This is a genomic window from Rhodanobacter sp. G2-10 (genome assembly GCF_055809185.1).
The window spans coordinates 2,562,699-2,587,059 of sequence record NZ_CM147900.1 but is presented as its reverse complement, the minus strand read 5'-3'; the positions used below and the strand labels follow the sequence as shown (position 1 = coordinate 2,587,059).

The following is a 24,361-nucleotide window of genomic DNA, read 5'->3' as shown; positions in this document are numbered from 1 at the left end:
GCAGGCTCTGCGATGTCTGACGACAGCGACCAGGAAAAAACCGAAGAACCTACCGAAAAACGACTGCGCGAATCTCGCGAAAAGGGCGAGGTTCCGCGATCGCGTGACCTGTCGGGCGCGATCGTGGTGCTGGCCGGTGTGGCTGCGCTGATGAACAGCGGCGAGAGTGGCTTGCGCCACGCGAAGCGCATCTTCGAGTTGGGTCTGGGTTATTCGCGCGAATCGCTGTTCTCCGACGCCTTGCCGGGGCGCTCGCTGCACGCGGCGATGCATGAGGCGCTGCTGCTGTTTGCGCCGGTGGCCATTGCCACGATGGTGGGCACCCTGGTCGCGCCGCTGCTGCTGGGCGGGATCAACTTCAGCGCGAAGGCGCTGGAGCCGAAGTTCGAGCGGCTCGATCCGATCAAGGGGCTGGGCAAGATCTTTGCGCTGCGTGGGCTGGTCGAGCTGGGCAAGGCGCTGCTGAAGCTGTTGTTCATCGGCACCGCGCTGGGGCTGCTGCTGATGCACTGGCAGGGCGCGCTGCAAGCCACCGGCCGCGGCTCGGTGACGGCCGGCATTGCGCAGTCGATCGGCCTGCTCGGCCAGGCCGCGTTGTGGTTCGGTTCGATGCTGGCGCTGATCGGCGCCATCGACGCGCTGTACCAGAAGTACGACCACGCGAAGAACCTGCGCATGACCAAGCAGGAAATCAATGACGAGATGAAGGAGAGCGAGGGCAACCCCGAGATGAAGGGGCGCATTCGCCAGGTGCAACAGGCGCAGTCGCGTCAACGCATGATGGAGGAATTGCCCAAGGCCGATGTGGTGGTGGTCAACCCCACCCACTTTGCCGTGGCGCTGCGCTACGACGACGGGCGGATGGGTGCCCCGCGCGTGATCGCCAAGGGCGCGGACGTTCTGGCGCAACAAATCCGACTCGTGGCGGGAACCCATCACATTCCCCTGGTCGAGGCGCCGCCGTTGGCACGCGCCTTGTATGCAACGACTGAGGTGGGTCGGGAAATCCCGGCGTCGCTGTTTGTCGCGGTGGCCCAGGTGCTTGCCTACGTCTACCAGCTGAAGCAAGCAACGGCGCAGGGTGAGAGCCCGCCCGACGCACCAAACCCCGAGGTCGATCCGGACCTGATGGGCCCATATCGCGATGCATGACGAGTCAAAACCATGACGGGTGCAGATGTACTAGGCAACTTCAAACACCTCGCGCGACGGGGTGTTGGCGCTCCAGTGATGATGCTGGCGATGCTTGGCATGCTGATGCTGCCGATGCCGCCCTTCATCCTGGACATCCTGTTCAGTTTCAACATCGCGCTGTCGCTGGTGATCCTGCTGGCCGTGGTCTACGTGATGCGCCCGCTGGAGTTCGCCGCGTTCCCCACCGTGGTGCTGATGGCCACCTTGCTGCGCCTGGCGCTCAACATCGCCTCCACCCGAGTGGTGCTGCTGCACGGGCATGACGGCCCCGGTGCCGCCGGCAAGGTGATCGAAGCCTTCGGCGAATTCGTCATCGGCGGCAACTTCGCGGTCGGCCTGGTCGTGTTCGCGATCATCGTGGTGATCAACTTCGTGGTGATCACCAAGGGCGCCACCCGCGTGTCCGAGGTGACCGCGCGATTCACCCTCGATGCGATGCCCGGCAAGCAGATGGCAATCGACGCCGATCTCAACGCCGGCCTGCTGACCCAGGAACAGGCGCGCGAGCGGCGCCAGGAAGTGCGCGAGGAGGCGGACTTCTACGGCTCGATGGATGGTGCCTCCAAGTTCGTGCGCGGTGACGCCACCGCCGGCATCCTGATTCTCTTCATCAACATCATCGGCGGATTCTTCGTCGGCGTGATGCAACACAACCTTTCCGCCGCCGAATCGGCCAAGACCTATACGCTGCTGACCATCGGTGACGGTCTGGTGGCGCAGGTGCCTGCGCTGATGCTGTCGGTGGCGGCGGCGATCATCGTCACGCGCGTGTCCAAGTCGCAGGACATGGGTCGGCAGGTGCTTGGCCAGGTCTTCGGCCAGCCCCGTGCGCTGGCCGTGGCCGCCGTGGTGCTGGGCGTGATGGGCATCATCCCCGGCATGCCGAACGTGGCGTTCCTGCTGCTGAGCGCCGCCTGCGGTGCCGTCGCCTGGTTGCTGCACAAGCGCGAGCGCGAAACCCGCGCCCGTCTGGCCGAAGCGGTGGAAGAAGCGCCGGCGGCCAGCACGCCTGCCGAGCGGCTGGAGCTGGGCTGGGAGGATGTGGCCAGCGTCGACCCGCTCGGTCTGGAAGTGGGCTACCGCCTGATACCCCTGGTGGATGTGCACCAGGGAGGCGAGTTGATGGGCCGGATCAAGTCGGTACGCCGCAAGCTGTCGCAGGAACTCGGCTTCCTGGTGCCGGCGGTGCATATCCGCGACAACCTGGACCTGGGGCCCAACACGTATCGGATCACCCTGATGGGCGTGCCGATGGGCGAGGCCGAGGTGCACAACGATCGCCTGATGGCGATCAACCCGGGCCAGGTGCACGGCACCCTGCAGGGCATTGCCACGCAGGACCCGGCGTTCGGCCTGGAAGCGGTATGGATCGAGAGCGGGCAGCGCGAGCTGGCGCAGAGCTACGGCTATACCGTGGTCGACCCCGGCACGGTGATCGCCACCCACCTGTCGCACATCCTGCAGGGCCACGCGCACGAGCTGCTCAGCCACCAGGACGTGCAGCAGCTGCTTGATCGCCTCGCCGCCACCGCGCCGAAGCTGGTCGAGGACCTGGTGCCCAAGCGCCTGTCGCTGGGCGTGGTGGTCAAGGTGCTGCAGAACCTGCTGGCCGAACGCGTGCCGATCCGCAACATGCGCAGCATCGTCGAATCCTTGGCGGAGCACGCGGCGCAGAGTCAGGATCCCGGCGTTTTGAGCGCCGCCGTGCGCGTGACGCTGGGTCGCCAGATCGTGCAGGAAATCACCGGGCTGGGCACCGAGGTGCCGGTCATCACGCTGGCGCCGGAGCTCGAACAGATCCTGCTGGGTTCCCTTGCCGGCAGCGGCGGGGTGGCCGGAGCCGCGGTGGAACCGGGCCTTGCCGACCGTCTGCAGCAGAGTGTGGCGGACGCCGCGCGTCGCCAGGAAATGAGCGGCGAACCCGCCGTATTGCTGGTCGCGCCGCAGCTTCGGCCGTGGTTGGCGAGGTTTACGCGCCATGTGGCACAAAACCTGCACGTACTGGCTTACAACGAGGTGCCGGACAACCGCAGCGTGCGTTTGGTCCAGGCATTGGGGCGATGAAAAGCAGGGAATCGGGAATGGGAAATAGAGACTCGCAAATGCCAAGTTCGCAGCGACCCACCGGGAGTCTTGCTTTGACCGATTCCCGATTCCCCGTTCCCCATTCCCGTTCGCGGAGCAAGCAATGAAAATCAAACGTTTCGTGGCCGCCGACATGCGCCAGGCCATGCGCGACGTACGCGAAGAGCAGGGCCCGGACGCCGTGATCCTGTCGACGCGCCGCATTGACGACGGCATCGAGATCATCGCCGCGCTCGATTATGACGAGGCGCTGATGCGCGAGGCCTCGCGTCAGGGCACGCCCAAGGCGGAAGCACCTGCGCCGCGCGCGGAAAGCCCGGCCTCTTCGGCGCGCCCGCCATCGATGCCGCCTCCGCTCGCGCCACGGCCAGTGCCTGAAACGCCGGCGCCGGTTGCGGCCAAACCCGCGCCCCAGGCATCGCCGCGTCGTGTGGCGGCTCCCGCCGCGGCAACGCCGCGTACGGCGACAGCTGCCGCGCCGGAGCCCGCGCCGCTCGCGACGGAGCGCCCGGTGCTGCTGCCGATGATGGAGCGCGCCGCGCACGACACCGCGCAGCTGCGCAGCGAGCTGGGCAGCATGCGCGAACTGCTGGAAATGCAGCTCTCGAGCCTGGCCTGGAACGACATGGAGCGGCGCCAGCCGTTGCGTGCGCGGGTGTTGCGCGAGATGACCCGCATCGGCATCGAGTCGGACGTGGCCCGCATTCTGGTCGACGAACTCCCCGAACAGATCAATCCCGAGCAGGCGCGTTACCTGCCGCTGGGCATGCTCAGCCGCCGCCTGGCCGTGAGTGGCCGCGGCCTGGTCTGCGACGAACCCGGCGTCACGGCCCTGGTCGGGCCCACCGGCGTGGGCAAGACCACCACCATCGCCAAACTTGCCGCCCGCGCGGTGCTGCGTCGCGGCGCCGACGAAGTGGCCCTGGTCAGTACCGATCATTACCGCATCGGCGCCGCCGCCCAGCTCGAACACTATGGCCGCCTGCTCGGCGTGCGCGTCTATCCCGCCTACGACGGGGAGAGTCTGCGCAAGGTGCTGGAGATCCTGCGTGGTCGCCACACCGTGCTGATCGACACCGCCGGTGTCGCCGGCAACGATCCGCGGCTCAACCAGCAACTGGACATCCTCGCCGACGCCAACGAGTTGCGCGCGACCCTGGTGCTGGCGGCCAACACCCATGCGCAGTCGCTGGACGACGCGGTACGCGCCTACCTGCCGCTGAAGCCGCACTCCTGCATTCTGACCAAGCTGGATGAGGCGCCGAACCTGGGTGGCGCGCTGTCGGTGCTGATCCGGCACAACCTGCCGCTGGACTACACCACCGACGGCCAGCGTGTGCCCGAGGACATCGCTGCCGCCGACGCGCGCGCGCTGGTTTGCCGCACCGCCCAATCACTGAAGAGCAACGCCCCCGATGATGGCCTGATGGCCGAGAAATTCGGTTTCGCGGTGGCGAACGCATGAACGGAGTACTTGCAATGGATCAGGCCTCCGGGCTGCAACAGATGCTGGCCAAGGCCGCGGCGCAACCTGCGGCCCAGCCGACGGCACCCACGGTCGTCCCGGTCAGCCACCAGGCCAGCAGTCTCCTTGGTGCGGGCAAGCAGCAACGCACACCGTGTCGCGCGATTGCCGTGGCTGGCGGCAAGGGCGGCGTCGGCAAGAGCACCGTGGCGGTGAACCTGGCGATGGCCTTGTCGATCGCCGACCACGAAGTCGTGTTGCTGGATGCCGACATGGGCCTGGCCAATGTCGACGTCATGCTCGGCCTCACGCCATCTCGTCATATCGGGCACCTGCTCGATGGCGAGTGCACGCTGGAGGAACTGCTGCTGCCGGCCGCGCGCGGCCTGCAAGTGGTGCCGGCCGGTTCCGGCACGCGCCGCCTGGCGCAATTGAACAACGGCGAGCACGCCGCAATCATCCGCGCGTTCGACGAGCTGGCCCGTCCCCCCGAATACCTGGTGGTGGATACCGCCGCCGGGCTTGCCGACAACGTGACCATGTTCGCTGCCGCCGCCTCCGAGGTGATCCTGGTGGTTTGCGACGAGCCGGCTTCGCTGACCGATGCCTACGGACTGACCAAGGTGCTCAGTCGCGACTACGGCGTGCGCCGGGTCCGCATGGTCGCCAACATGGTGCGCAACGAAGGTGATGCGCGCGTGCTGCATCAAAAGCTGGCGCGAGTCAGTGACCGGTTTCTCGATGTGGTGATCGATTTCAGTGGATGGATACCGCATGACGAGCGTCTGCGCCAGGCCATTCGCAGGCAATGTGCCGTCGTCGACGTGTGGCCATCGAGCCATTCGTCGCAGGCATTCAAGAAATTGGCTGACCTGGTCGATAAATGGGCGGAGCCTGACCGCGCCGCGCTCGACCGGATCGCCTTCTTTGGCGGTCGGACCGTACCGGCTGGTGAGGTGCCGTGATGAGTGTGGCTTCGGAATATCTGCAAGTTTCCCGCGAAAGTGCCGATGACCTGGTAAAGCGGCATGCGCCACTGGTGCGGCGGATCGCCTATCACTTGATGGGCCGGTTGCCAGCCAGTGTCGACGTGGGTGACCTGATTCAATCGGGAATGATCGGTTTGTTGGAAGCAGCGCGAAATTTTGCACAGGACCGGGGCGCCAGCTTCGAGACCTTTGCGGGGATCCGCATTCGCGGCGCGATGCTGGATGAGTTGCGTCGTACCGACTGGGCGCCGCGTTCGGTTCATCGCAAGACCCGTGAAGTGGCCGAGACCATTCGTCAGATCGAGACTGAAACCGGTGCGGAGGCGGACGAAAAAGAGGTTATCCGGCGTCTGGGGATCAGCGCCGAGGAGTATCACCAGGTGCTGGCCGATGCCGCTTGCGTGCGCCTGCTGAGCCTGACCGCGTCGGACGACAGCGAAGAGGGCGGCGTGATGGACGTGGCCGACGAGGGCAGCCTCGGGCCGGAGGACAGCATCGAGCGCGACGGCATGCGCGAGGCGTTGGCCGAAGCGATCACCGGGCTGCCCGAGCGCGAGCAGCTGGTGATGTCCCTGTACTACGAGCAGGAGTTGAACCTGAAGGAAATCGGAGCAGTGCTGGGGGTGAGCGAATCGCGCGTCTGCCAGATCCATGGGCAAGCCGTCGTCCGGCTGCGCTCGAGACTCACCGGGTGGCGCGCCTGACCAGGCTCGGCATTCGATCAATTCAAGGGCCGCCGAACGGCCCGTAGCGCACGTGGAGAGAGCGTTGGACAAGAACATGAAAATCCTGGTGGTGGACGACTTTTCCACCATGCGGCGAATCGTACGAAACCTGCTGGTGGAGCTCGGCTTCAGCGGCGCCCTGATCCAGGAGGCGGATGATGGCGAGAGCGCGATCGCGCTACTCCGCAGCACGCCGTTTGATCTTGTCGTGACGGACTGGAACATGCCCAACATGACCGGCATCGACTTGTTGCGTGCCATACGGGCCGAAGAGTCCCTGAGGGGCATGCCGGTGCTGATGGTGACCGCCGAGAACAATCGCGACCAGATCATCGCTGCCGCCCAGGCCGGCGTGAACGGCTATATCGTCAAGCCGTTCAGTGCTGCCACGCTGCAGGAGAAGCTCACCAAGATCTTCGAGCGCATCGCCGCCAGTGGAGCCGCCGCATGAGCGCCCTGCACGCCATCGCGGCCAGCGACGCCTTGCCCAGCGAGCTGCGCGAGTTGCTCAACAGTCCCGAAGGCCCGGCCTTCGAGCAGGCCCTCGACGCCATCGTGCGCCAGCGCGAACAGAACATGTTTCGCGCGTTGGGCCAGCTTGCGCGCGACCTTCACGACGCGGTGCGCCGACTGGGTAGCGACCTGGCCCAAGATGGCTTTCGCGGCAATGTCGCCGACGCCCGCCAGTACCTGCAGGATGCGCTGGAGATGAGCTCTGCAGCAGCCCATCGGACGATCGATTTCGCCGAACGCATGCGGCCGCAGGCCGAGGCGCTGGCCGTCGACGCTGCCGAGGTACTCAAGTGGACGCAGGGCAGTGATCCGGCCGGCGTGCTGGCGCGTGAGTCGGTGATGTTTGCCGACAGCTGCCGCGAAGGCCTGGCCGACCTGGTCGTGGCGCAATCGTGGCAGGACCTGACCGGCCAACGCATCAAGAAGGTCGACAGCTTCATCGGCACGGTCGAATCGACGCTGCTCGAACTGGTTCGCCTGACCGGTGCACTGGCGGGTACCGACATGCCGGAAAGCGTCGCCAAAATATCCAGCCAGGAAGAAGCCGACCGCCTGCTCAGCGAATTCGGGTTTTGAAGAGAGCCTGCTTATGGTCCCCAAGCATCCCGCGTTGTCATCGAGAGGCCGGCAGGTGCTAGTGCGTGGCGCAGCGCCTGATTGGCCGTCAGGTCAAGCCGCGTGCTGGCGCGTGGCGGCCTCTCGAGGACAACCCCGACACTTGTCAGTGCCGGGGCCGGGCCTGTTTGCCCCCGTGCGGGCGTCATCACTCAGTCGTGGACGGACGTCCACTCCCGCGTTTTTCCTTGGCCTGCGCGCAAACAGCTCCCGGCGCGGGGCGCTTGGGGACCACAAGCAGGCTCTGGCGTCATGAACGCGGAATTCGACCTCGAGTTGCGCCAGGATTTCCTGGTCGAGGCCGGCGAGTTGCTGGAGCGGCTCGGCGAGCAGCTGGTTGCGCTGGAAGCCTCGCCGCGCGACAGCGAGCTGCTCAACGCCGTATTCCGCGCATTCCACACGGTCAAGGGCGGTGCCGGCTTTCTGGCGCTGGAGCCGATGGTGTTGCTGTGCCATCACGCCGAGGATCTGCTGAACGAGGCACGCAACGGCAAGGTGTCGCTCAACGCCAACCATATGGATGCCTTGCTGCAGGGACTCGACCTGCTCAACGACATGATGGCCGGGGTCAGTGCCGATACGCCGCTGTCGACGCCTCCACCGGCTCTGCTGCAGGCGCTGTTGCCACGTGTCGCCGCGCCGGTGGTGGCGCCGCCGGCAGCATCGCCCGCTGCCGAAGGTGCACCGATCAACGACGACGAGTTCGAGGCCTTGCTCGACAGCATGTACGGAAACGCCGTGCCCGGCACGGTCGAGCCGGCGCCGGTGCCGGTGGCGTCAGCGCCAGCCGCCACCATCGACGATGACGAATTCGAGGCGCTGCTCGATACCTTGCACGGCAAGCCAGCCGCGGCTGACGCCAAGCCTTCGCCGCCAGCGCCGCCGGTGGCGGAAGCCAAACCGGCGGCACGCCACGCGGTGACCGCCGAGAGCTCGGTGCGGGTGGATACCGCCAGGCTCGATCTGCTGGTCAACTACGCGGGTGAGCTGGTGCTGGTACGCAATCGCCTGCTCAGTCTGGCGGCGCGTCTCGGTGACGAGTCACTGGCGACGGCCGCGGGCGAGCTCGACCGCGTGACCGATGATCTGCAGGGTGCCGTCATGGGCATGCGCATGCAGCCGGTGGGACGATTGTTCCAGCGCTTTCCGCGCATCGTGCGCGACCTGGCTCGTCAACTGGGCAAGGACGTGGAGCTGGTGCTGGAAGGCGAGGGCACCGATCTCGATCGTGGCCTGGTCGAGGCCCTTGCCGATCCACTCATCCACCTGTTGCGCAATGCACTCGATCATGGCGTGGAGATGCCGGCCGACCGCGAGCATGCCGGCAAGCCGCGCAAGGGCCGCATCTGTCTGTCCGCGAGCCAGCGCGGTGAGCGCATCGTGATTTCGGTGAGCGACGATGGCGGCGGCATGGATCCGGAAATCCTGCGCCGCAAGGCGCTCGAGAAAGGCGTGATCGACCGGGCACAGGCCGAGCGTCTGAGTGAAGCAGAGTGCTACGAATTGATCTTCCGTCCCGGCTTCAGCACGGCGGCGGCGGTGTCGGACATCTCCGGCCGCGGTGTCGGCATGGACGTGGTGAAAACCCGCGTGGCCGAGTTGGGCGGCACCTTGCGCGTGCAATCGAAGCTGGGCCAGGGCAGCGAACTGGAGTTGACCGTGCCGCTGACGCTGGCGGTATTGCGTGTGCTGATGGTGCGCGTCGACAACCGCCTGCTGGCGCTGCCGCTGGGCAACGTGGAAGAAGTGTTCGAACTGACCCCTGGCCAGGATCGCATGCTCGACGGACGGTTGGTGGCCGATCATCGCGGTCGTGCCTTGCCGCTTGCCGATCTGTCGTTGTGGGTTGGCGTCGAGACCGGCTTTGCGCGACACGTGGTGGTACTGCACATCGGCCACCAACGCGTGGGCTGCATGGTGCATGAGGTGCTCGGTCGGGAGGATGTCATCGTCAAACCGCTGGGCTCGCTGTTTTCCGACGTGTCCGGCATTGCCGGCGCCACCGTGACCGGCGATGGCCGACTGGCCCTGGTGATGGATCTGGCTGGCCTGGTCGCAGGTACCGACCAGCTGTTTGCTTCGCTGCAACTGGAAGGCTGACCGGCATGGACAGAATCAGCACCATCGGTACGATCCTGGGATTCGTGGTGATCATCCTCGGCACCGTGCTGAAGGGATCGACGGTGGAAGCACTGTGGAACCCGGCCGCGTTCGTCATCGTGTTCTTCGGCACGCTGGCGGCGCTGCTGGTGCAGAACCAGGGCAAGGTGATCAAGCACGCGCTGTCGATGATGAAGCTGATCTATCGACCGCCGCAGCATCAGCCGCACGACCTGATCAGCCGCATCGTGGGCTGGAGCGAAATCACCCGCCGTCAGGGTCTGCTGGGGCTGGAGCCGCAGATCGACCAGGAACGCGACCCGTTCATCAACAAGGGTCTGCAGATGCTGGTCGACGGTGGCGAGCCGGACACCATCCGCAGTGTGCTGGAGGTGGACCTCGATACCCGCGAGGCGGTAGACCTGGCTGGTGCCAAGGTCTACGAGAACGCCGGCATCTACTCGCCTACGCTGGGCATCATCGGCGCGGTGATGGGGTTGATGGCGGTGATGCAGAACCTGTCCGACCCGAGCAAGCTCGGTCACGGCATTGCCGCGGCGTTCGTGGCCACCATCTATGGCGTGGCGTTGGCCAACATGTTCATGCTGCCGATGTCGGCGCGGTTGAAGGCGCTGGTCGGCAAGCAGTCGCGGATGCGCGAGATCCTGATCGAAGGGCTGGTGTCGATTGCCCAGGGTGACAACCCGCGCCAGATCGAGGCGCGCTTGCAGGGTTACATCGAATGAGGAAGCACAAACACGAGGAACATCTCAACCATGAGGCGTGGGCGATTCCCTACGCCGATCTGATGACCTTGTTGCTCGCGTTTTTCGTGGTGATGTATGCCGTTTCGGTGGTCAACGAAGGCAAGTACCGGGTGATGTCCCAGTCGCTGATTCAGGCCTTCAATGGCTCCAGCAGCGCGATCGCGCCGTCGCCTGGCAAAGCGAGTACGCCTGGTGTCGTCTCGCTGGATCGGGCCGCGGCGACCAGCCATGTCGCGTTGCCGATCGTGCTGCATTCACCGCCGGCGTCAGCGGATCAGGGCCGTCCGGGACTCGCGCCGCAGAACCTCGACACCATCGAGAATCAGGTGCGTCACGCGCTGCAGCCGCTGATCGACCGCAATCTGGTGGTCGTGCGACACAAGAAGGACTGGCTGGAGATCGAAATCCGCACCGATATCCTGTTCCCAAGCGGCGTGGCGCAGCTTTCTTCCTCGGCTGACGCGGTACTGCAGAACCTGGCAACCATCCTGGCCCGATTCCCGAACCCGTTGCGGGTGGAGGGGTTCACCGACAACGTGCCGATCAGCACGCCGCAATATCCATCGAACTGGGAGTTGTCGGCGGCGCGTGCCGCCAGCGTGGCGCGATTGTTCGCGGACGGCGGCGTGGCACCGGATCGGCTGGGCATCATTGGCTGGGGCGAAGTACGACCATTGGCCGACAATGCGACCGCAGCCGGCCGCAACCAGAACCGGCGCGTGCTGGTGGTCGTAATGAACGCGGCGAATGCCAACCCGCGGCAGCAAAGCGATATGGGCCATCTGCGTGACATGGCCGGTCCGTCAGGCCCGGCGCTGAGCGCCGATGGCGTCACCGCAGCGGCGCGTGCGCCCGCGGTGCGGGCAGCGGCCGATGATCACGCCGGCCTGCCGACCACTCCGTCGATGATTGCAACGGAAGCGACGTCTCGCGGTCAGGCCGCGCAGCCCGCCGACGAATCATCGCGCCCCGTGACGCGACGCGTCAGTCCGGATCGGTGATCCGATGTCTTCAGCCCTTGATCGTGAAAATTTGCCATGAACGCTCCTGCTTCCACTGCAACACCTGCGCAGGCCGACCAGCAATGGCTGTCATTCCAGATCGGTCCGCAGGTGTACGCGGCGCCCCTGGTGGCGGTGAACGAGGTGATCCGCGATGGCGACATCACACCGGTACCTGGCGCCGCCGCCGACATCCTGGGCGTGCGCCATTTGCGTGGGCGGATCGTTCCGGTGCTGGACGGTTGCCGGCGGATGGGCGTGACCCCACCGAAGCTGGATCCGGCCAGTGTCCGCATCATCATGCTGGCACATGCCGGCCAGCTGATCGGGTTGCGGGTAGACGCGGTGGGCGAGCTGTTGTGTACTGAGGGCATCGAGATCGAGCCGCCGCCGCCGGGTCGTGCCAGGCGCAGCGATGATCCGGTGACCGGCGTCCTGTCCTGGCAGGGCGGATTCGTGGCATTGCTTGACGTACGCAAGCTGTGTCGACTCAGCGGAGAAGGTGCGCATGTGGCTTGAGATCGGGGTTGCGGTCCTGCTCCTGCTGGCACTGGCCCAGTCGGCCCTGCTGTTTCATTTGTGGCGTGAGTCTTCCCGGCTCAGGCAACGCGTCGAGCTGTTGTCGCATGGCGCCTCGCACGCATTCACCGATGTGCCGACCTCGATGCTGGTCACGGCGCTGGGGCGGCTGGAACAGCAGCTACGCCAGATCGTGCAGGAGCCGCCACCGACCCGCCAGTCCTACGAGCTGGCCCAGCAACTGGCGCGGGAAGGCGCCGACCTGGAGCAGCTGGTCAGTCGTTGTGGCTTGTCGCGCGACGAGGCCCGGCTGGTCATGCAGATGCACCCGGCCAATTCCTGATCCCACCCTGCTATTCCTCGGCGGCGTCGTAGATCGTCGCCAGCACCGAGGCGGCCGAGGCGTAGAGCTGTACCGGAATGTCGTCGCGCAGGCGCAGCGCGGCCAGCAGCGCGGCAATCTGGGCGTCATGATGCAGTGGCACGCCGAGTTCCCTGGCACGCGCCAGCAACAGCTCCAGTGACTGGGGCGGCATCGGTTGCGCCTCATCGTCGCCACTGGACAGACGCAGGCTGACCCGACGTACTGGCGGCTGGGTACTCATGCCGTCGCCTTCAGCAGCAACGCGCCGCTGCTGCCATGGGATTGCGGTACGCCGACCTGGCAGCTCAGCTGGTCGAGCAGCACGCCGCAGGCCGCCAATCGCTGTCGCAGGGGAGTGAACTGCCGCTCCAGCTTCTGTGCCGTTTCGCTCCGTTCGGCCCACATGCGCACCGACAGTCGCGGTTCGCGCAATTGCAGTTCACCCTGGATCGGACCCAGCGCCGGAAGATCCAGGGCAAAACCCAGGTTCCAGCTCTGACCACCATCGACGGTGTCGACGCTGTGTTCCAGTCTGATCTGCAATACGTCGTGTCCATCCTTGCCCAGCAGCGGGATCTCGACGACCCAGGCCGCGGCGGGGTTGGCACTGGCATCGAGCTGGGCCACCTCGATGCGCGCCAGTGCCGCCTTGACGTCCCCGTGCAGGCGTTGCAACAGCGTTGCCACATCGGTGTCCGCGGAAAGCGGAGGCAACGGCAGGCGCGCCTGCGCCTGCAGATTCCGCTGCAGAAGAGGCGGGTCGATGTCGGCACGGCCCGACGGCGGCGGCGCCGCCTGGCGCTTGTCGAGCAAGCCGGCCAGACGCAGCAGGGCACCCTTCCAGTCGTCGGTGGTCAACGCGGGTTGTTGCCCGTGCGGGCCCAGCAGGCGGGACTCGAAGAACAGCCCGCTGCGTCGGATCGCTTCGCGCAGTCCGTCGCCCTTGGTGATCTCCGCCGGCGTGCGCAATGCCTGCTCCAGAACCGCCAGAGCGGTTCGTATGTCGGGCGGCAATTGGCGCAGCGCTGGCCGCTGGGCCAGCGCCGTCAGCGTGGCGAGCAATGGCGTATAGCCATTCTGCTGCGGCAGCCGTTCGCGCAACATGCGCTGGAAGGTGGGATCGGCGGTATGCGCGAGGACCTCCAGCTGCGGCTGCGCGCCCAGGCTGAGCACGCGAACCTGGAAGTGGGACGGCAGCTGGCCATGTGCCACATCCGCCTCGACGGTGAGGGCTCCCACCTGCAGCACCAGCAGCCCCGTCGGGCTTACCCCCAGCGGCCGCGCCGACAGCACGGCGCCAATACGCCAACTCTGGGCCGTGGTGCCGGAAGCGGCACCAGCCCAGGTAAGCGCAGCGATGCTGATGGGTGGAATGTTCAAACGTGGGCTTCCTGCGCCGGGCGCGGGTAGGGAAAGGGGGCGGTCGTAGTGGACATCGGCCGCTCTGGAGAATACTTGAGCGAATATTTCGAAAGAATTTTCGAACGAGGCGACTCCACCAGCGTACTTGAGAAACCCGCCTTGCGTCTGCCGCCTGGAGGCGCTTTGACCGGCGGGTCGTTTGCAGCTCATGGTTTGAAGCCCATGGGCACCACACGAAGCCATGCCGCCATGTGGCATCGCGGCACTCGCTGTCGACTTGACCAGCGCGGGCCTAAAGCGATCCGCCGATCGGCCGATAGAACCGACGTCAGCGCGTATCGCGCAATCGGAGTCGAGGCATGACCGGCAAGCGAACGACCAAGCGGACCAAGGCGGACAAGGCGCAGATGGAGACATCCGCCGCTGCAGCAGGCACGGATGATGCCGCGGCCGTGGTGGAACTTCCGGCGGACTGCCGGCTGGCCGCGCAGGCCGTCTTGAAGGCGCGGTTGGAGGAAGTCTTGCACAGGGGCGAAATCGTGCTCGACGTGGAAGGGCTCGAGCGCGTCGATACCGCGGCCCTGCAATTGCTGGTGCTGTTCCGGCGTGAGCTGGAGAGCCAGGGTGGAGCGCTCCGCTGGCGTGGTGCGAACGCAGTCTTGAGTGAAGCGGCCGGCCTGCTCGGGCTGGAGCAGTTATTGAACCTGCCAGCGGCAACGCTGGCCTGATTACTGAGGTGGCAGCATGGCAAAGATTCTTGCAGTAGACGACTCGGCTTCGATGCGCGGCATGGTGGCGTTCACCCTGCGTGGAGCGGGCCACGAAGTGACCGAGGCGGAGAATGGGCAACTGGCGCTCGACGCCGCGCGCGGCAGCGCGTTCGAACTAGTGCTGGCCGACGTCAACATGCCGGTGATGGACGGCATTGCCATGGTGCGCGAAATGCGCGCCATGGATGCGTACAAGGGCGTGCCGATCCTGATGCTCACCACCGAGTCGCACACCGAAAAGAAGATGGAAGGCAAGGCCGCCGGCGCCACCGGCTGGCTGGTCAAGCCGTTCGATCCGGAACAGCTGCTGTCGACGGTCAAGCGCGTGCTGGGCTGAGCAACGGTCCCTTGCTGCCGGCATCGCGGGACATTCGTGCCAGCCAACGGCCGCGGGTGAAGCCGCGGCGTCGGCTCATCGGGACTCTTCCGGCGTTCGCGGCATACCGTTTCTGAAGCAGCCGGCGAGGCTCTGGCCGCGACGGCGGAATCTGTCACACCCCTGAAGGAAAATCCATGAGTGCGGTCGATCTGACTCAATTCCACAAGACGTTCTTCGAAGAAAGCCTGGAAGGGCTGGACGCGATGGAGGCTGCCTTGCTGGCACTGGATTCCGGTTCGACCGACAGCGAACTGGTGCACACGATTTTCCGTGCTGCGCACTCCATCAAGGGCGGCGCGGCCACGTTCGGCTTCACCGACGTGGCAGCGTTCACGCATGTCGCCGAGTCGCTGCTGGAAGAGGTGCGCAGCGAGCGACGCGGCGTGGACGAGCAGTTGATCGACCTGATGCTGCGGTCGGTCGATTGCCTGCGTGCGATGCTTGCGCGATCCCGCAGTGGCCAGACGGTGGCCGACGCGGAGACCGAGGCCTTGCGCGCCGAACTGGTTTGCCTGGTCAGCGGCGAGTCGGCTGCGCCGGCGGCGACTGCTGCAGCGGCGGCGGCGCCGGGGGCGGGCTGGAACATCCGTTTCGTCGCGCTGCCGCACCTGCTGCAGACCGGCAACGACCCGCTGCGTCTGTTCCGCGAACTGCAACAACTTGGGCGGCTGGAAGTGTTGCGCGCCTTTGTGGTCGATGCCGCACCGGCCACGCTGGCCGAGCTCGACCCGGGTCAGTGTTTTCTCGGGTGGGAGCTGCGCCTGCACGGCGACGTGGCGCGCGCCGATGTCGATGCCGTCTTCGATTGGCTCGACGGCGACTGCGAACTGACCATCGAGCCAGTCGCCGACGCAGCGCCGATGGCGCCCGCATCGCCGCCCGCGGTCGCACCGGCGGCGGCCGCTGCTGCGCCGGCACCGCGACCGGGGCAGTCGCCGCGTCCGGTACGCGAGACCGCGACGGCTTCCAGCGACAGTGGTTCGATCCGCGTCGGCGTGGACAAGGTCGATGCCTTGATCAACATGATGGGTGAGCTGGTCATCACCCAGTCGATGCTCAGCAACATCGGCGAGCATTTCGACCTCTCGCAGCTGGAGCGTTTGCGCGAGGGCCTGGTGCTGCTGGAACGCAACACGCGGGAACTGCAGGAAAGCGTGATGCGCATACGCATGCTGCCGATCGCCTCCGTATTCAACCGCTTCCCGCGGCTGGTGCGCGACCTCGAACACAAGCTCGGCAAACAGGTCAAGCTGGAACTGCACGGTGAGCACACCGAGCTCGACAAGTCGGTATTGGAAAAAATCGGCGACCCGCTGGTGCACCTGGTGCGCAATGCGATCGATCATGGCCTGGAATCGCCCGAGAAGCGTCGCGCCGCGGGCAAGCCGGAAACTGGTACGCTCCGGCTCGACGCCCATCACGAGGGTGGCAATATCGTGGTGCAGATCAGCGACGACGGCGCCGGTCTCAATCGCGCGGCCATTATCGGCAAGGCCGAGCAGCGTGGCCTGATCAGTCCCGGTCAGAAACTCGACGACGCCGAGGTGGCTGAGCTGATCTTCCAGCCGGGCTTCTCCACCGCCGACCAGGCCACCGACCTTTCCGGTCGTGGCGTCGGCATGGACGTGGTGCGCCGCAACGTGCGCGATCTCGGTGGCAGCGTCAGCGTGCGCAGCGAGACCGGCAAGGGCAGCGTGTTCACCATCGCATTGCCGTTGACCCTCGCCATCATCGATGGCCTGGTCACCGCGGTCGGGCACGAGCGCTATATCGTGCCGCTGATCTCCATCGTCGAATCGTTGCGACTGCGCCCGGACATGGTGCGCAAGATCGCCGGCGGTGGCGAGGTATTCCACTTCCGTGACGCCTACCTTCCGATCATGCGCCTGCACCGTACGTTCGGCTGTGGCGAGGCCGTCACGGATATCGAGCGTGGCATCGTGGTGGTGGTCGAAGAAGAGAATCGTCGCGTGGGCCTGCTGGTGGATGACCTGCTCGGCCAGCAACAGGCGGTGGTGAAGTCGCTGGAGGCCCACTACCAGCGCGTCGAGGGCATTTCCGGCGCGACCATCCTGAGCGATGGTTCGGTGGCGCTGATTGTCGACGTCAGCGGCGTGGTGCGGTTGAGCCAGCAGAGCAAGGCCAAGGCAGCCTGAGCGACGGCAAAGCCCGATCCTGCCGCAACGGGCAAAGCCTCGCGCCCGAGCCGAGATGCGTAGCGGCAACCCCAGGTTTCCTCCCGGCTTCAGGAGCAGTCATCCGCGAACGCGGGTCGTCGGCGCGTCTCTGCGGCGGTCGTGCGCGTGGTGGCTGATGCCCAAGGCCCGATCAGCGTTGGTCCCGGGGATTCCCTCGCACCGCTCAAGTTTCGCGTCCTCACGCCGAAACAGACAGGGAAATCGGTCTCGGCAAAGCTCCTTCACGAGGTAACCCTTCCATGTATCAGAACGACCAGGGCACGGCACCAACCGTGCAGCAGCTGACTTTCAACCTGGCGGGCGAAGAGTATGGCGTCGACATCCTGTCAGTGCGCGAAATCCGTGGCTGGTCGCGTGTCACCCGCATACCGCAGACGCCAGCGCACCTGCTTGGCGTCTTGAACCTCCGTGGCGCGATCGTGCCGATCATGGATTTGCGCCTGCGTTTCGGCCTGGAGCGCGAGGATTACGGCGAAAACACGGTGGTGATCATCGTAGCCGTTGCCGAACGCTTGTTCGGCATCGTGGTGGACGCGGTGTCTGACGTGGTCGATATCGATCCGGGCGCGATCAAGCCGGTGCCAGACATGGGTGCCGTGGTGGATACGCGCTACCTGAAGGGGCTCGCTACCCACGTCGAACGCATGGTGATGTTGCTGGACGTGGAGAAGCTGATGCGTCCGGAAGATGTTGAAACGCTGGATGTTGCGCTTGCGCAAGTCCAGGAAGTCGAAGTTGCCGCATGAATCGGGGGAAATCCATGAAGATCAAGAACGTCCTGGCGCGCTTCGCCAAACTGTCCAGCCTCAGCGTCAAGGCGCGCCTGATCGGCGTACTCGGCCTGCTCGGCGCCATGCTGATCATTGGTGCGGTCGTTGGCCTTGAGGCCATGAAGATGCAAAACGACGCCACGCGCCAGATCTACGAGGAGGGCATGGTCCCGGCCAATCTGGTCTCCAGCATCGCGCAGCGCTCGCTGATGTCGTACATCGCCCTGGGTGAGGCCGTCTCGTTGCTCGACCGGCCTGACCAGATGAAGCAGAAGGTCGACGACTTCCACAAGGCGCAGGCCGACATCATCGCGTTGCGCAAGAAGCTGGCTGCGATCCCGATGGATGACGCGGTCGCAAAACTCTACAAGGGGTGGACGGCAAGCGACCCCGACATGGAGTCGGGCAGCAACGACTTGCTGCAGGCACTGGCCGCCAAGGACGAAAGCTCCCCCGACATGCTCGACATGCAGCTGCGTCCCTTGATGCTGGATCGGCAAGGCCGCCTGGCCAAGGTCCTGGAGCAGCAACGTGCCGACGCACAGCAGAAGTTTCTGCAACAAGCGAAGCACTACGAGAGCGTCCGCAGGATGACCCTGGCAGCGCTCGCTGGTGGCCTGCTTCTGGCACTGATCATGGCGGTCCTGTTGATCCGCTCGATCACCGGCCGGCTGGCGCGTGCCGTGTCCTATGCCCATGCCATCGCCGAAGGGCGACTGGGTCACAACATCCGCGTCGGCCGCATGGACGAGCTGGGCCGGTTGATTGATGCGTTTCGCACGATGGACGACAGGCTCAGTGAAATCGTCGGCGAGGTACGCCAGGGCTCCGACGCGGTGAGTACCGCGGCGCAGCAGATCACCCGTGGCAACGACGATCTCAGCCAGCGCACGCAGGAGCAGGCCTCCAGCCTGGAGGAAACAGCCTCGTCGATGGAGGAAATGACCTCCACCGTGAAGCAGAACGCGGAAAATGCGAGTCACGCCAACCAGTTGGCCCGCGGGGCCCGCGAGCAGGCCGAAGTCGGCGGCGAAGTGGCGGGCAGGGCGATTGCCGCCATGGCCGAGATCGACGCCTCCAGCCGCAAGATCGGCGACATCGTCGGCCTGATCCAGGACATCGCCTTCCAGACCAACCTGCTGGCGCTCAATGCCGCCGTGGAAGCGGCGCGTGCCGGCGAGCAGGGTCGCGGGTTTGCGGTGGTGGCTACCGAGGTGCGCAGCCTGGCGCAGCGCAGCGCCGGTGCGGCCAAGGAGATCAAGGGTCTGATCGCCGACAGCGACGAGAAGGTGCGCACCGGTTCGGAGCTGGTCAACCAGTCGGGCAAGGCGCTGGCCGAGATCGTCGACAGCGTGAAAAAGGTCACCGACATCGTGGCGGAGATTGCCGCCGCCAGCCAGGAACAGTCCGCCGGCATCGACCAGGTCAACAATGCCGTGATGCAAATGGACGAGATGACCCAGCAGAATGCCGCCCTGGTGGAGCAGGCCTCGGCCGCCGCCCGCGCGATGCAGGAGCAGGCCGGCGAACTGAACAGCCAGGTGAGCTTCTTCCGCGTGGCCAATGGTGGCGCTGCCGAGGCAGAGTCCTCGGCGCATCGCGTCCGCAATGTCAGCGTCGAGACTGAGGCCGTGTTTGCGGCCGTGCGCAACAGCGCTCCGCAGAAAGCAAAAGCGGTGGTCGAAGCGCAGCCCGTGGAGGCTGGCGCCTGGACGGAGTTCTAGCGTGAACACCGCTGCAGCCGCGCATGATGAACTGGCAACTGCCGAAAGTGGCGCGCCCTCCGTGCTGGGGGACGCCGAGTTCGAATTCTTGCGCAAGTTCGTCTACGAGCACTGTGGCATCTCGCTGGGTGAGCACAAGCGCCAGCTGGTCCAGGGGCGCCTGTTCCGTCGTCTGCGCGCCCTGGGTCTCCCGGGCTTCGCCAGCTATTGCGACCTGTTGCGCAACGATCCGCAGAGTGAACTTGGTGAACTGGCCAGCGCCATCAGCACCAATGTCACCTCGTTTTTTCGCGAAGTGCATCACTACGACCTGCTCGAGAACGACCTGTTGCCGCGCTGGCTGCAGGAAAAGCGCCGTTGCAACGACCGTTTGCGAATATGGTCGGCGGGTTGCTCCACCGGCGAGGAGCCCTACGCGCTGGCGATGGTGCTGGCCGAGGCGATCGACAAGCATGGCGCCAGCGGCGCCAACGCGAAGATTCTCGCAACGGATCTGTCACCGCAGGCGCTGGAGACGGCCCGAAAAGGCGTCTATCCGCTGGAGCGACTGGCCGGGATCAGCGACGATCGTCGTCGTCGCTGGATGTTGCGTGGTTCGGGCCAATACGAAGGGCTTGCCAGCGTGCATCCACGGCTGCGCGAACTGGTCTCGATCCAGCCGCTGAACTTGTTGCATGCGTGGCCGATGAAGGGACCATTCGACGCGATCTTCTGTCGCAACGTGGTGATCTACTTCGACCAGCGGACCAAGCAGCGGCTGTTCCAGCGCTACGCACAGTTGCTGCCGGTGGGGGGCTATCTGTTTCTCGGACACAGCGAATCGCTGCACGGCATCAATGACGATTTCGAGCTGATGGGCCGGACTGTCTACCGGAAGAAGCGCTGATGACTGTACTGGTTGCCGATCGCCGCGTGACGCCGGCCATTTCGCCGGCTCCGCCCGGCTTCGAGCATCTGCGTCGGTTCTGGGATCCGGTGCATGCCTGCATGACGGTGAAGGTATTGCCTGGCGAGTACTACGTCAGCGATCAGGAGGAGATGGTCAGCACCGTGCTCGGATCATGCGTGTCGGTCTGCATCCACGACGCGCGCCTGCGTTTCGGTGGCATGAACCATTTCATGCTGCCCGAACCGGTCGGTGAGCGCGACAGTTGGTCCTCCACCGTGGGGCGTGCGGCGCGTTACGGCAGCGATGCGATGGAGCAGCTGATCAACGCGATCATCAAGGTAGGCGGCAGGCGTGCGGACATGCGTCTGAAGGTGTTTGGCGGTGGGCGCGTATTGGCCCAGATGAGCGATGTGGGCAAGCGCAACATCGAATTCGTGAAGCGCTACATCGCGACCGAGGAGCTTACCCTGCTGGCCTCCGACCTCGGGGGCGAGTATCCGCGCCAGGTGCAGTTCTTTCCGCACAGTGGCCGTGCGCGCGTACGCCTGCTGCAGCGCAGTGACGACCGCAAGCTGGTGGCCGACGAACGCGGTTACCTCAAGCGTTTGGCAAATGATCCGATAACAGGTGAGGTCGAGCTCTTTTAGCACCGCTTCGCGGACAGGGCTTCGATACGGTGGCACTCCGGTACACACGGGTTTTGCGACCACACGGCAAGGTGAGATGGGAAAACAATGGAAAGAGTGCGCGTTCTTGTAGTCGACGATTCCGCATTGGTGCGCAAGCTGATGTCGACCATGCTTGCCTCCGATCCGGGCATCGACGTGGTGGGAACCGCGGCCGATCCTTTGATTGCGCGCGAGAAGATCAAGCAGCTCAATCCCGACGTGCTGACGCTCGACGTCGAGATGCCGCGCATGGACGGCATCACCTTCCTGGAGAACCTGATGCGGTTGCGGCCGATGCCGGTGGTGATGGTGTCGTCGCTGACGGTGGAAGGCGCCGAGGTGACCCTGCGTGCGCTGGAAATGGGCGCGGTGGATTTCTTCGGCAAGCCTGACCAGGACCTGGCCAGCCGGTTCAACGAAAGCGCGCAGGAGATCTGCGAGAAGGTCAAGCTGGCGGCACGCACCAAACCCCGGGCACGCACCACGGTACGCAAACTGGACGTACCCCCGCGGCTATCCGCCGATGCGGTATTGCCGCGGGCGCAAACGGCGGGCACGCGCGGCGGCAGCCCGATCATCGCCATCGGCGCGTCCACGGGAGGTACCGAGGCAGTGCGCGTGGTGCTGGAGTCGATGCCGCCGGATGCGCCGCCGATTCTGGTGACCCAGCACATTCCCGCGGCTTTCAGTGGTCCGTTCGCCCAGCGCATGGATCGCTGTTCCGCGATGCGGGTATGCGAGGCGCGCGATGGCCAGCCGATCCAGACCGGTCACGCCTACATCGCTCCCGGTGGCCAGCATCTGCTGGTGATGTGGGATGGCGCGAAGCATGTCTGTCGACTGCACGACGGTCCGGCGGTCAACCGGCACAAACCCAGCGTGGACGTGCTGTTCCGTTCGATGGCCGCCAGCGCTGGCGCGGCGACGATCGCGGCCCTGCTGACCGGCATGGGCGATGACGGCGCCCGCGGCCTGCTCGAGCTGCGCCAGGCCGGCGCGGCCACGCTGGTGCAGGACGAGAGCAGCTCGGTGGTCTGGGGCATGCCCGGATCTGCATGGAAACTTGGTGCGGCCAGCGAAATGCAGCCGCTCGACCACATTGCATCGCGCCTGCTCGCACTGGCGCGTCAACCCCAAGCCGTCGCCGCGCGCGGCTGACACCAGGTATCACATCATGGCCCTCCTATCCTCATCCTTCTTCACTGCGCGACCGGTCATCGGCGGCGTCGCCAGCGCACTGGCCCTGCTGCTGTCGCTGCTGTGGCAGCCGCCCTGGCTGGCGCCCGTGTTGGTGATCGTGCTGACCATCGTGTGGATCATCGAGACCCGGCCGCGCCGCGAAGCGATCGCGCCACCCGCCGCAGCCAGCAATTCCGTACCGGTGCGCGAGGCGCTGGAGGACGTGCGCGGCGCCCTGGTCGACGAGCTCGGGCATGCCACCCGCGAACTTCATCAGGGCCTGGACCTGCTGCGCGATGCCGTGCTGGAGCTGGGTGGCGGTTTTGATGGCCTCTCCAACAAGACGGCCCTGCAGCAGTCATTGCTCAAGCAGATCATCGACGTGCAGGACGGCGGCGTTTCGGTGCAGGACTTCGCCACGCGCACCAGCGACCTGCTGGAGCACTTCGTGGGCATGATCGTGCAGATGTCGCGCGAGAGCCTGCGCATCGTCTACCGCATCGACGGCATGGCGAAAGAGATGGACGCCGTGTTCGGCCTGCTGAAGAATGTCAACACCATTGCCGAGGAAACCAACCTGCTGGCGCTGAACGCCGCCATCGAGGCAGCCCGTGCCGGCGAATCCGGTCGCGGCTTCGCCGTGGTGGCCGGCGAAATCCGCAATCTGGCCAGCAATTCCAACCAGTTCAACGAGCAGATCGGCAGCCATGTCGAGCGCGCCCGCACCGCGATGGGTCAATTGCGCGGCCTGGTCGGCGCGATGGCTTCGCAGGATCTCAACGTGGCGTTGTCGGCCAAGGGCGGTATCGACGCGATGATGGCGCACGTCACCGAGAGCGATGCGCGCACCAGCGCGGTCGCCGACCAGGTGGTGGAAATCAATCGCGGGCTCGGCAGCGACGTATCCACCACGATCCGCTCGCTGCAGTTCGAGGACATCCTGAGCCAGCTCATCACGCAAACCCGCACGCGGCTCATGGAGCTGCAGGAAGTCACTGCCGAATGCACCCGCGACATCGAGGAATTGGCCTGCGCGCCGCTGGAGGCCGATGCCTTGGAGGATCGTGCCCAGCGTGTACGCAGTCGGCTGGCCATCCAGCGCGAGAAGGCGCGGCTGCGCTCACGCGGCCCGGCCCTGCAGAGCTCGATGGATGCGGGCGAAATCGAACTCTTCTGAAGGACAAAAGCCATGATCGTTCATCACGACAGCGAACACGATTGCCTGACCCTGCAACTGGGTGAGCGATTCGATTTCAGCATCCACCGCGACTTCCACGAAGCCTGCCTGGGCAATGGCAAGGTATCGCGCAGCTATCTCATCGATCTGGGCGAGGTCACGCACATGGACAGCTCCGCGCTGGGCATGCTGCTGTTGCTGCGTGAACACGCCGGTGCAGAGCGCGCCGATATCCGCATCGTCAATGCGGGCAGCGAATTGCGCGGCACGCTTCGCGTGGCTGGGTTCGACAAGCTGTTCGTGTTGCATTGAGCCAGTCGCGGGTTGCCTTCACAGTACGGAAAGACCGGCGGGCGGAGCCCGCCCTACGGTTGCGGGCTTCGATCATCTTCCCGGCGCCGTAGGGCGGGCTTTGCCCGCCGGCCCTTGCCGCAGCGGTGCCCACATTCCCCCAAGCTCTCTTTGCCGGCTTCGGAAAAGCGCCCAGCAAAAAGGCTCCTTGCGGAGCCTTTTTGCTGGGCGCTTGTCGATCGGGTTACCAGGAGCGTACGCCGACGATGCTGGCAGTGAAGCTGGCCATGCCGGGCTGATAGTGGAACAGGCGACCGAGGTCGAACTTCACCGTCTGGCCGGGGGTGATGTTTGAAGTGCCGGCCGGCCATGCCTTCTTGGTCTGGATGACGTTGCCGGCGTCGTCCTTGATGTCGATGCGGACTTGCGCCGCCGAGGCGGTCGCGCAATTGTTCATCAGCTGGCCTTCCAGCGTAAGCCGAGTACGCAGGCCGCTTGCCACCGCCGGCTTGAAATCGGTGATGGCGAAATCCTTGATGCTGCATTCCGCGTGGACAGCGAGCGGCGCCAGCAACAGGACGGAGGAAATGAGCAGTTTTTTCATGGGTGGATGCCGT

25 protein-coding genes are annotated in these 24,361 nt (G+C 65.5%); 22 read left to right on the top strand and 3 right to left on the bottom strand.

Annotation, left to right across the window (positions count from 1 at the left end; all coding sequences use genetic code 11):
* Positions 1 to 12: 12 nt before the first annotated feature.
* The 12 genes from flhB (at position 13) to AC0L58_RS11755 (ending at position 12,316) form a co-directional block, all read left to right on the top strand.
* The gene (gene flhB / locus AC0L58_RS11810) at positions 13 to 1,152 is read left to right on the top strand and encodes a flagellar biosynthesis protein FlhB (RefSeq protein ID WP_473683601.1); all 1,140 of its coding nucleotides are present in this window, start codon (positions 13 to 15) and stop codon (positions 1,150 to 1,152) included.
* 12 nt (positions 1,153 to 1,164) lie between these two features.
* A complete protein-coding gene (gene flhA, locus AC0L58_RS11805; protein WP_473683598.1) occupies positions 1,165 to 3,258 on the top strand; it encodes a flagellar biosynthesis protein FlhA in 2,094 nt (697 codons plus the stop codon).
* Positions 3,259 to 3,382: 124 nt separating this feature from the next.
* The gene (flhF, locus tag AC0L58_RS11800; RefSeq protein ID WP_473683596.1) at positions 3,383 to 4,744 is read left to right on the top strand and encodes a flagellar biosynthesis protein FlhF; all 1,362 of its coding nucleotides are present in this window, start codon (positions 3,383 to 3,385) and stop codon (positions 4,742 to 4,744) included.
* A gap of 14 nt (positions 4,745 to 4,758) precedes the next feature.
* On the top strand, positions 4,759 to 5,709 hold the full coding sequence (locus AC0L58_RS11795) for a MinD/ParA family ATP-binding protein (RefSeq protein ID WP_473683594.1): 951 nt from the start codon (positions 4,759 to 4,761) through the stop codon (positions 5,707 to 5,709).
* Complete coding sequence (locus AC0L58_RS11790; RefSeq protein WP_473683592.1) at positions 5,709 to 6,437, top strand: RNA polymerase sigma factor FliA; 729 nt, start codon at positions 5,709 to 5,711, stop codon at positions 6,435 to 6,437. The genes AC0L58_RS11795 and AC0L58_RS11790 overlap by 1 nt, the downstream gene beginning before the upstream one ends.
* A 64-nt stretch (positions 6,438 to 6,501) precedes the next feature.
* Positions 6,502 to 6,909: a chemotaxis response regulator CheY gene (locus tag AC0L58_RS11785; protein WP_473683590.1), complete on the top strand. Its 408-nt coding sequence runs from the start codon at positions 6,502 to 6,504 to the stop codon at positions 6,907 to 6,909.
* Positions 6,906 to 7,547: a protein phosphatase CheZ gene (locus AC0L58_RS11780; protein ID WP_473683588.1), complete on the top strand. Its 642-nt coding sequence runs from the start codon at positions 6,906 to 6,908 to the stop codon at positions 7,545 to 7,547. The genes AC0L58_RS11785 and AC0L58_RS11780 overlap by 4 nt, the downstream gene beginning before the upstream one ends.
* Before the next feature lie 291 nt (positions 7,548 to 7,838).
* Entirely contained in the window at positions 7,839 to 9,686 is a 1,848-nt protein-coding gene (locus AC0L58_RS11775) for a chemotaxis protein CheA (RefSeq protein WP_473683586.1), read from the top strand.
* A gap of 5 nt (positions 9,687 to 9,691) precedes the next feature.
* Positions 9,692 to 10,432: a flagellar motor protein gene (locus AC0L58_RS11770; RefSeq protein ID WP_473683584.1), complete on the top strand. Its 741-nt coding sequence runs from the start codon at positions 9,692 to 9,694 to the stop codon at positions 10,430 to 10,432.
* On the top strand, positions 10,429 to 11,454 hold the full coding sequence (motD, locus tag AC0L58_RS11765) for a flagellar motor protein MotD (RefSeq protein WP_473683582.1): 1,026 nt from the start codon (positions 10,429 to 10,431) through the stop codon (positions 11,452 to 11,454). The genes AC0L58_RS11770 and motD overlap by 4 nt, the downstream gene beginning before the upstream one ends.
* A 36-nt stretch (positions 11,455 to 11,490) precedes the next feature.
* Positions 11,491 to 11,973, top strand: coding sequence for a chemotaxis protein CheW (locus AC0L58_RS11760; RefSeq protein WP_473683580.1), 483 nt, complete (start codon positions 11,491 to 11,493; stop codon positions 11,971 to 11,973).
* Complete coding sequence (locus AC0L58_RS11755) at positions 11,963 to 12,316, top strand: DUF2802 domain-containing protein (RefSeq protein WP_473683578.1); 354 nt, start codon at positions 11,963 to 11,965, stop codon at positions 12,314 to 12,316. Before AC0L58_RS11760 ends, AC0L58_RS11755 begins: the two co-directional genes overlap by 11 nt.
* Before the next feature lie 10 nt (positions 12,317 to 12,326).
* Here the strand turns inward: AC0L58_RS11755 and AC0L58_RS11750 are convergent, their stop codons facing one another.
* Together AC0L58_RS11750 and fliK are read right to left on the bottom strand one after the other, a co-directional pair.
* Positions 12,327 to 12,578 carry a flagellar biosynthesis protein gene (locus tag AC0L58_RS11750; RefSeq protein WP_473683577.1) on the bottom strand — a complete coding sequence of 84 codons (252 nt, stop codon included), beginning with the start codon at positions 12,576 to 12,578 and terminating at the stop codon, positions 12,327 to 12,329.
* Positions 12,575 to 13,717, bottom strand: coding sequence for a flagellar hook-length control protein FliK (gene fliK / locus AC0L58_RS11745; RefSeq protein ID WP_473683575.1), 1,143 nt, complete (start codon positions 13,715 to 13,717; stop codon positions 12,575 to 12,577). The genes AC0L58_RS11750 and fliK overlap by 4 nt, the downstream gene beginning before the upstream one ends.
* A gap of 341 nt (positions 13,718 to 14,058) precedes the next feature.
* On the opposite strand from fliK, the gene AC0L58_RS11740 reads away from it, so the two are divergent.
* From AC0L58_RS11740 to AC0L58_RS11695, 10 genes are all read left to right on the top strand, one after another.
* Entirely contained in the window at positions 14,059 to 14,427 is a 369-nt protein-coding gene (locus AC0L58_RS11740; protein ID WP_473683573.1) for an STAS domain-containing protein, read from the top strand.
* A 16-nt stretch (positions 14,428 to 14,443) separates the two neighbouring features.
* Positions 14,444 to 14,806, top strand: a complete 363-nt coding sequence (locus AC0L58_RS11735; RefSeq protein ID WP_473683571.1) for a response regulator — start codon at positions 14,444 to 14,446, stop codon at positions 14,804 to 14,806.
* A 176-nt stretch (positions 14,807 to 14,982) separates the two neighbouring features.
* Complete coding sequence (locus AC0L58_RS11730; RefSeq protein ID WP_473683569.1) at positions 14,983 to 17,004, top strand: chemotaxis protein CheA; 2,022 nt, start codon at positions 14,983 to 14,985, stop codon at positions 17,002 to 17,004.
* Between the two features lie 281 nt (positions 17,005 to 17,285).
* Positions 17,286 to 17,792 (top strand): chemotaxis protein CheW, encoded by a 507-nt coding sequence (locus tag AC0L58_RS11725; protein ID WP_473683567.1) that lies wholly within the window; start codon positions 17,286 to 17,288, stop codon positions 17,790 to 17,792.
* Between the two features lie 14 nt (positions 17,793 to 17,806).
* A complete protein-coding gene (locus tag AC0L58_RS11720; protein WP_473683565.1) occupies positions 17,807 to 19,540 on the top strand; it encodes a methyl-accepting chemotaxis protein in 1,734 nt (577 codons plus the stop codon).
* Between the two features lies 1 nt (position 19,541).
* Positions 19,542 to 20,426, top strand: coding sequence for a CheR family methyltransferase (locus AC0L58_RS11715; protein ID WP_473683563.1), 885 nt, complete (start codon positions 19,542 to 19,544; stop codon positions 20,424 to 20,426).
* Entirely contained in the window at positions 20,426 to 21,076 is a 651-nt protein-coding gene (gene cheD / locus AC0L58_RS11710; protein ID WP_473683561.1) for a chemoreceptor glutamine deamidase CheD, read from the top strand. The genes AC0L58_RS11715 and cheD overlap by 1 nt, the downstream gene beginning before the upstream one ends.
* An 87-nt stretch (positions 21,077 to 21,163) precedes the next feature.
* A complete protein-coding gene (locus tag AC0L58_RS11705; RefSeq protein ID WP_473683559.1) occupies positions 21,164 to 22,255 on the top strand; it encodes a protein-glutamate methylesterase/protein-glutamine glutaminase in 1,092 nt (363 codons plus the stop codon).
* Between the two features lie 16 nt (positions 22,256 to 22,271).
* A complete protein-coding gene (locus AC0L58_RS11700; protein ID WP_473683557.1) occupies positions 22,272 to 23,453 on the top strand; it encodes a methyl-accepting chemotaxis protein in 1,182 nt (393 codons plus the stop codon).
* 12 nt (positions 23,454 to 23,465) lie between these two features.
* Positions 23,466 to 23,765 (top strand): STAS domain-containing protein, encoded by a 300-nt coding sequence (locus AC0L58_RS11695; protein WP_473683556.1) that lies wholly within the window; start codon positions 23,466 to 23,468, stop codon positions 23,763 to 23,765.
* Positions 23,766 to 23,988: 223 nt separating this feature from the next.
* Here AC0L58_RS11695 and AC0L58_RS11690 read toward each other — a convergent pair whose 3' ends face one another.
* Complete coding sequence (locus AC0L58_RS11690) at positions 23,989 to 24,348, bottom strand: FxLYD domain-containing protein (protein WP_473683554.1); 360 nt, start codon at positions 24,346 to 24,348, stop codon at positions 23,989 to 23,991.
* Positions 24,349 to 24,361 lie beyond the last annotated feature (13 nt).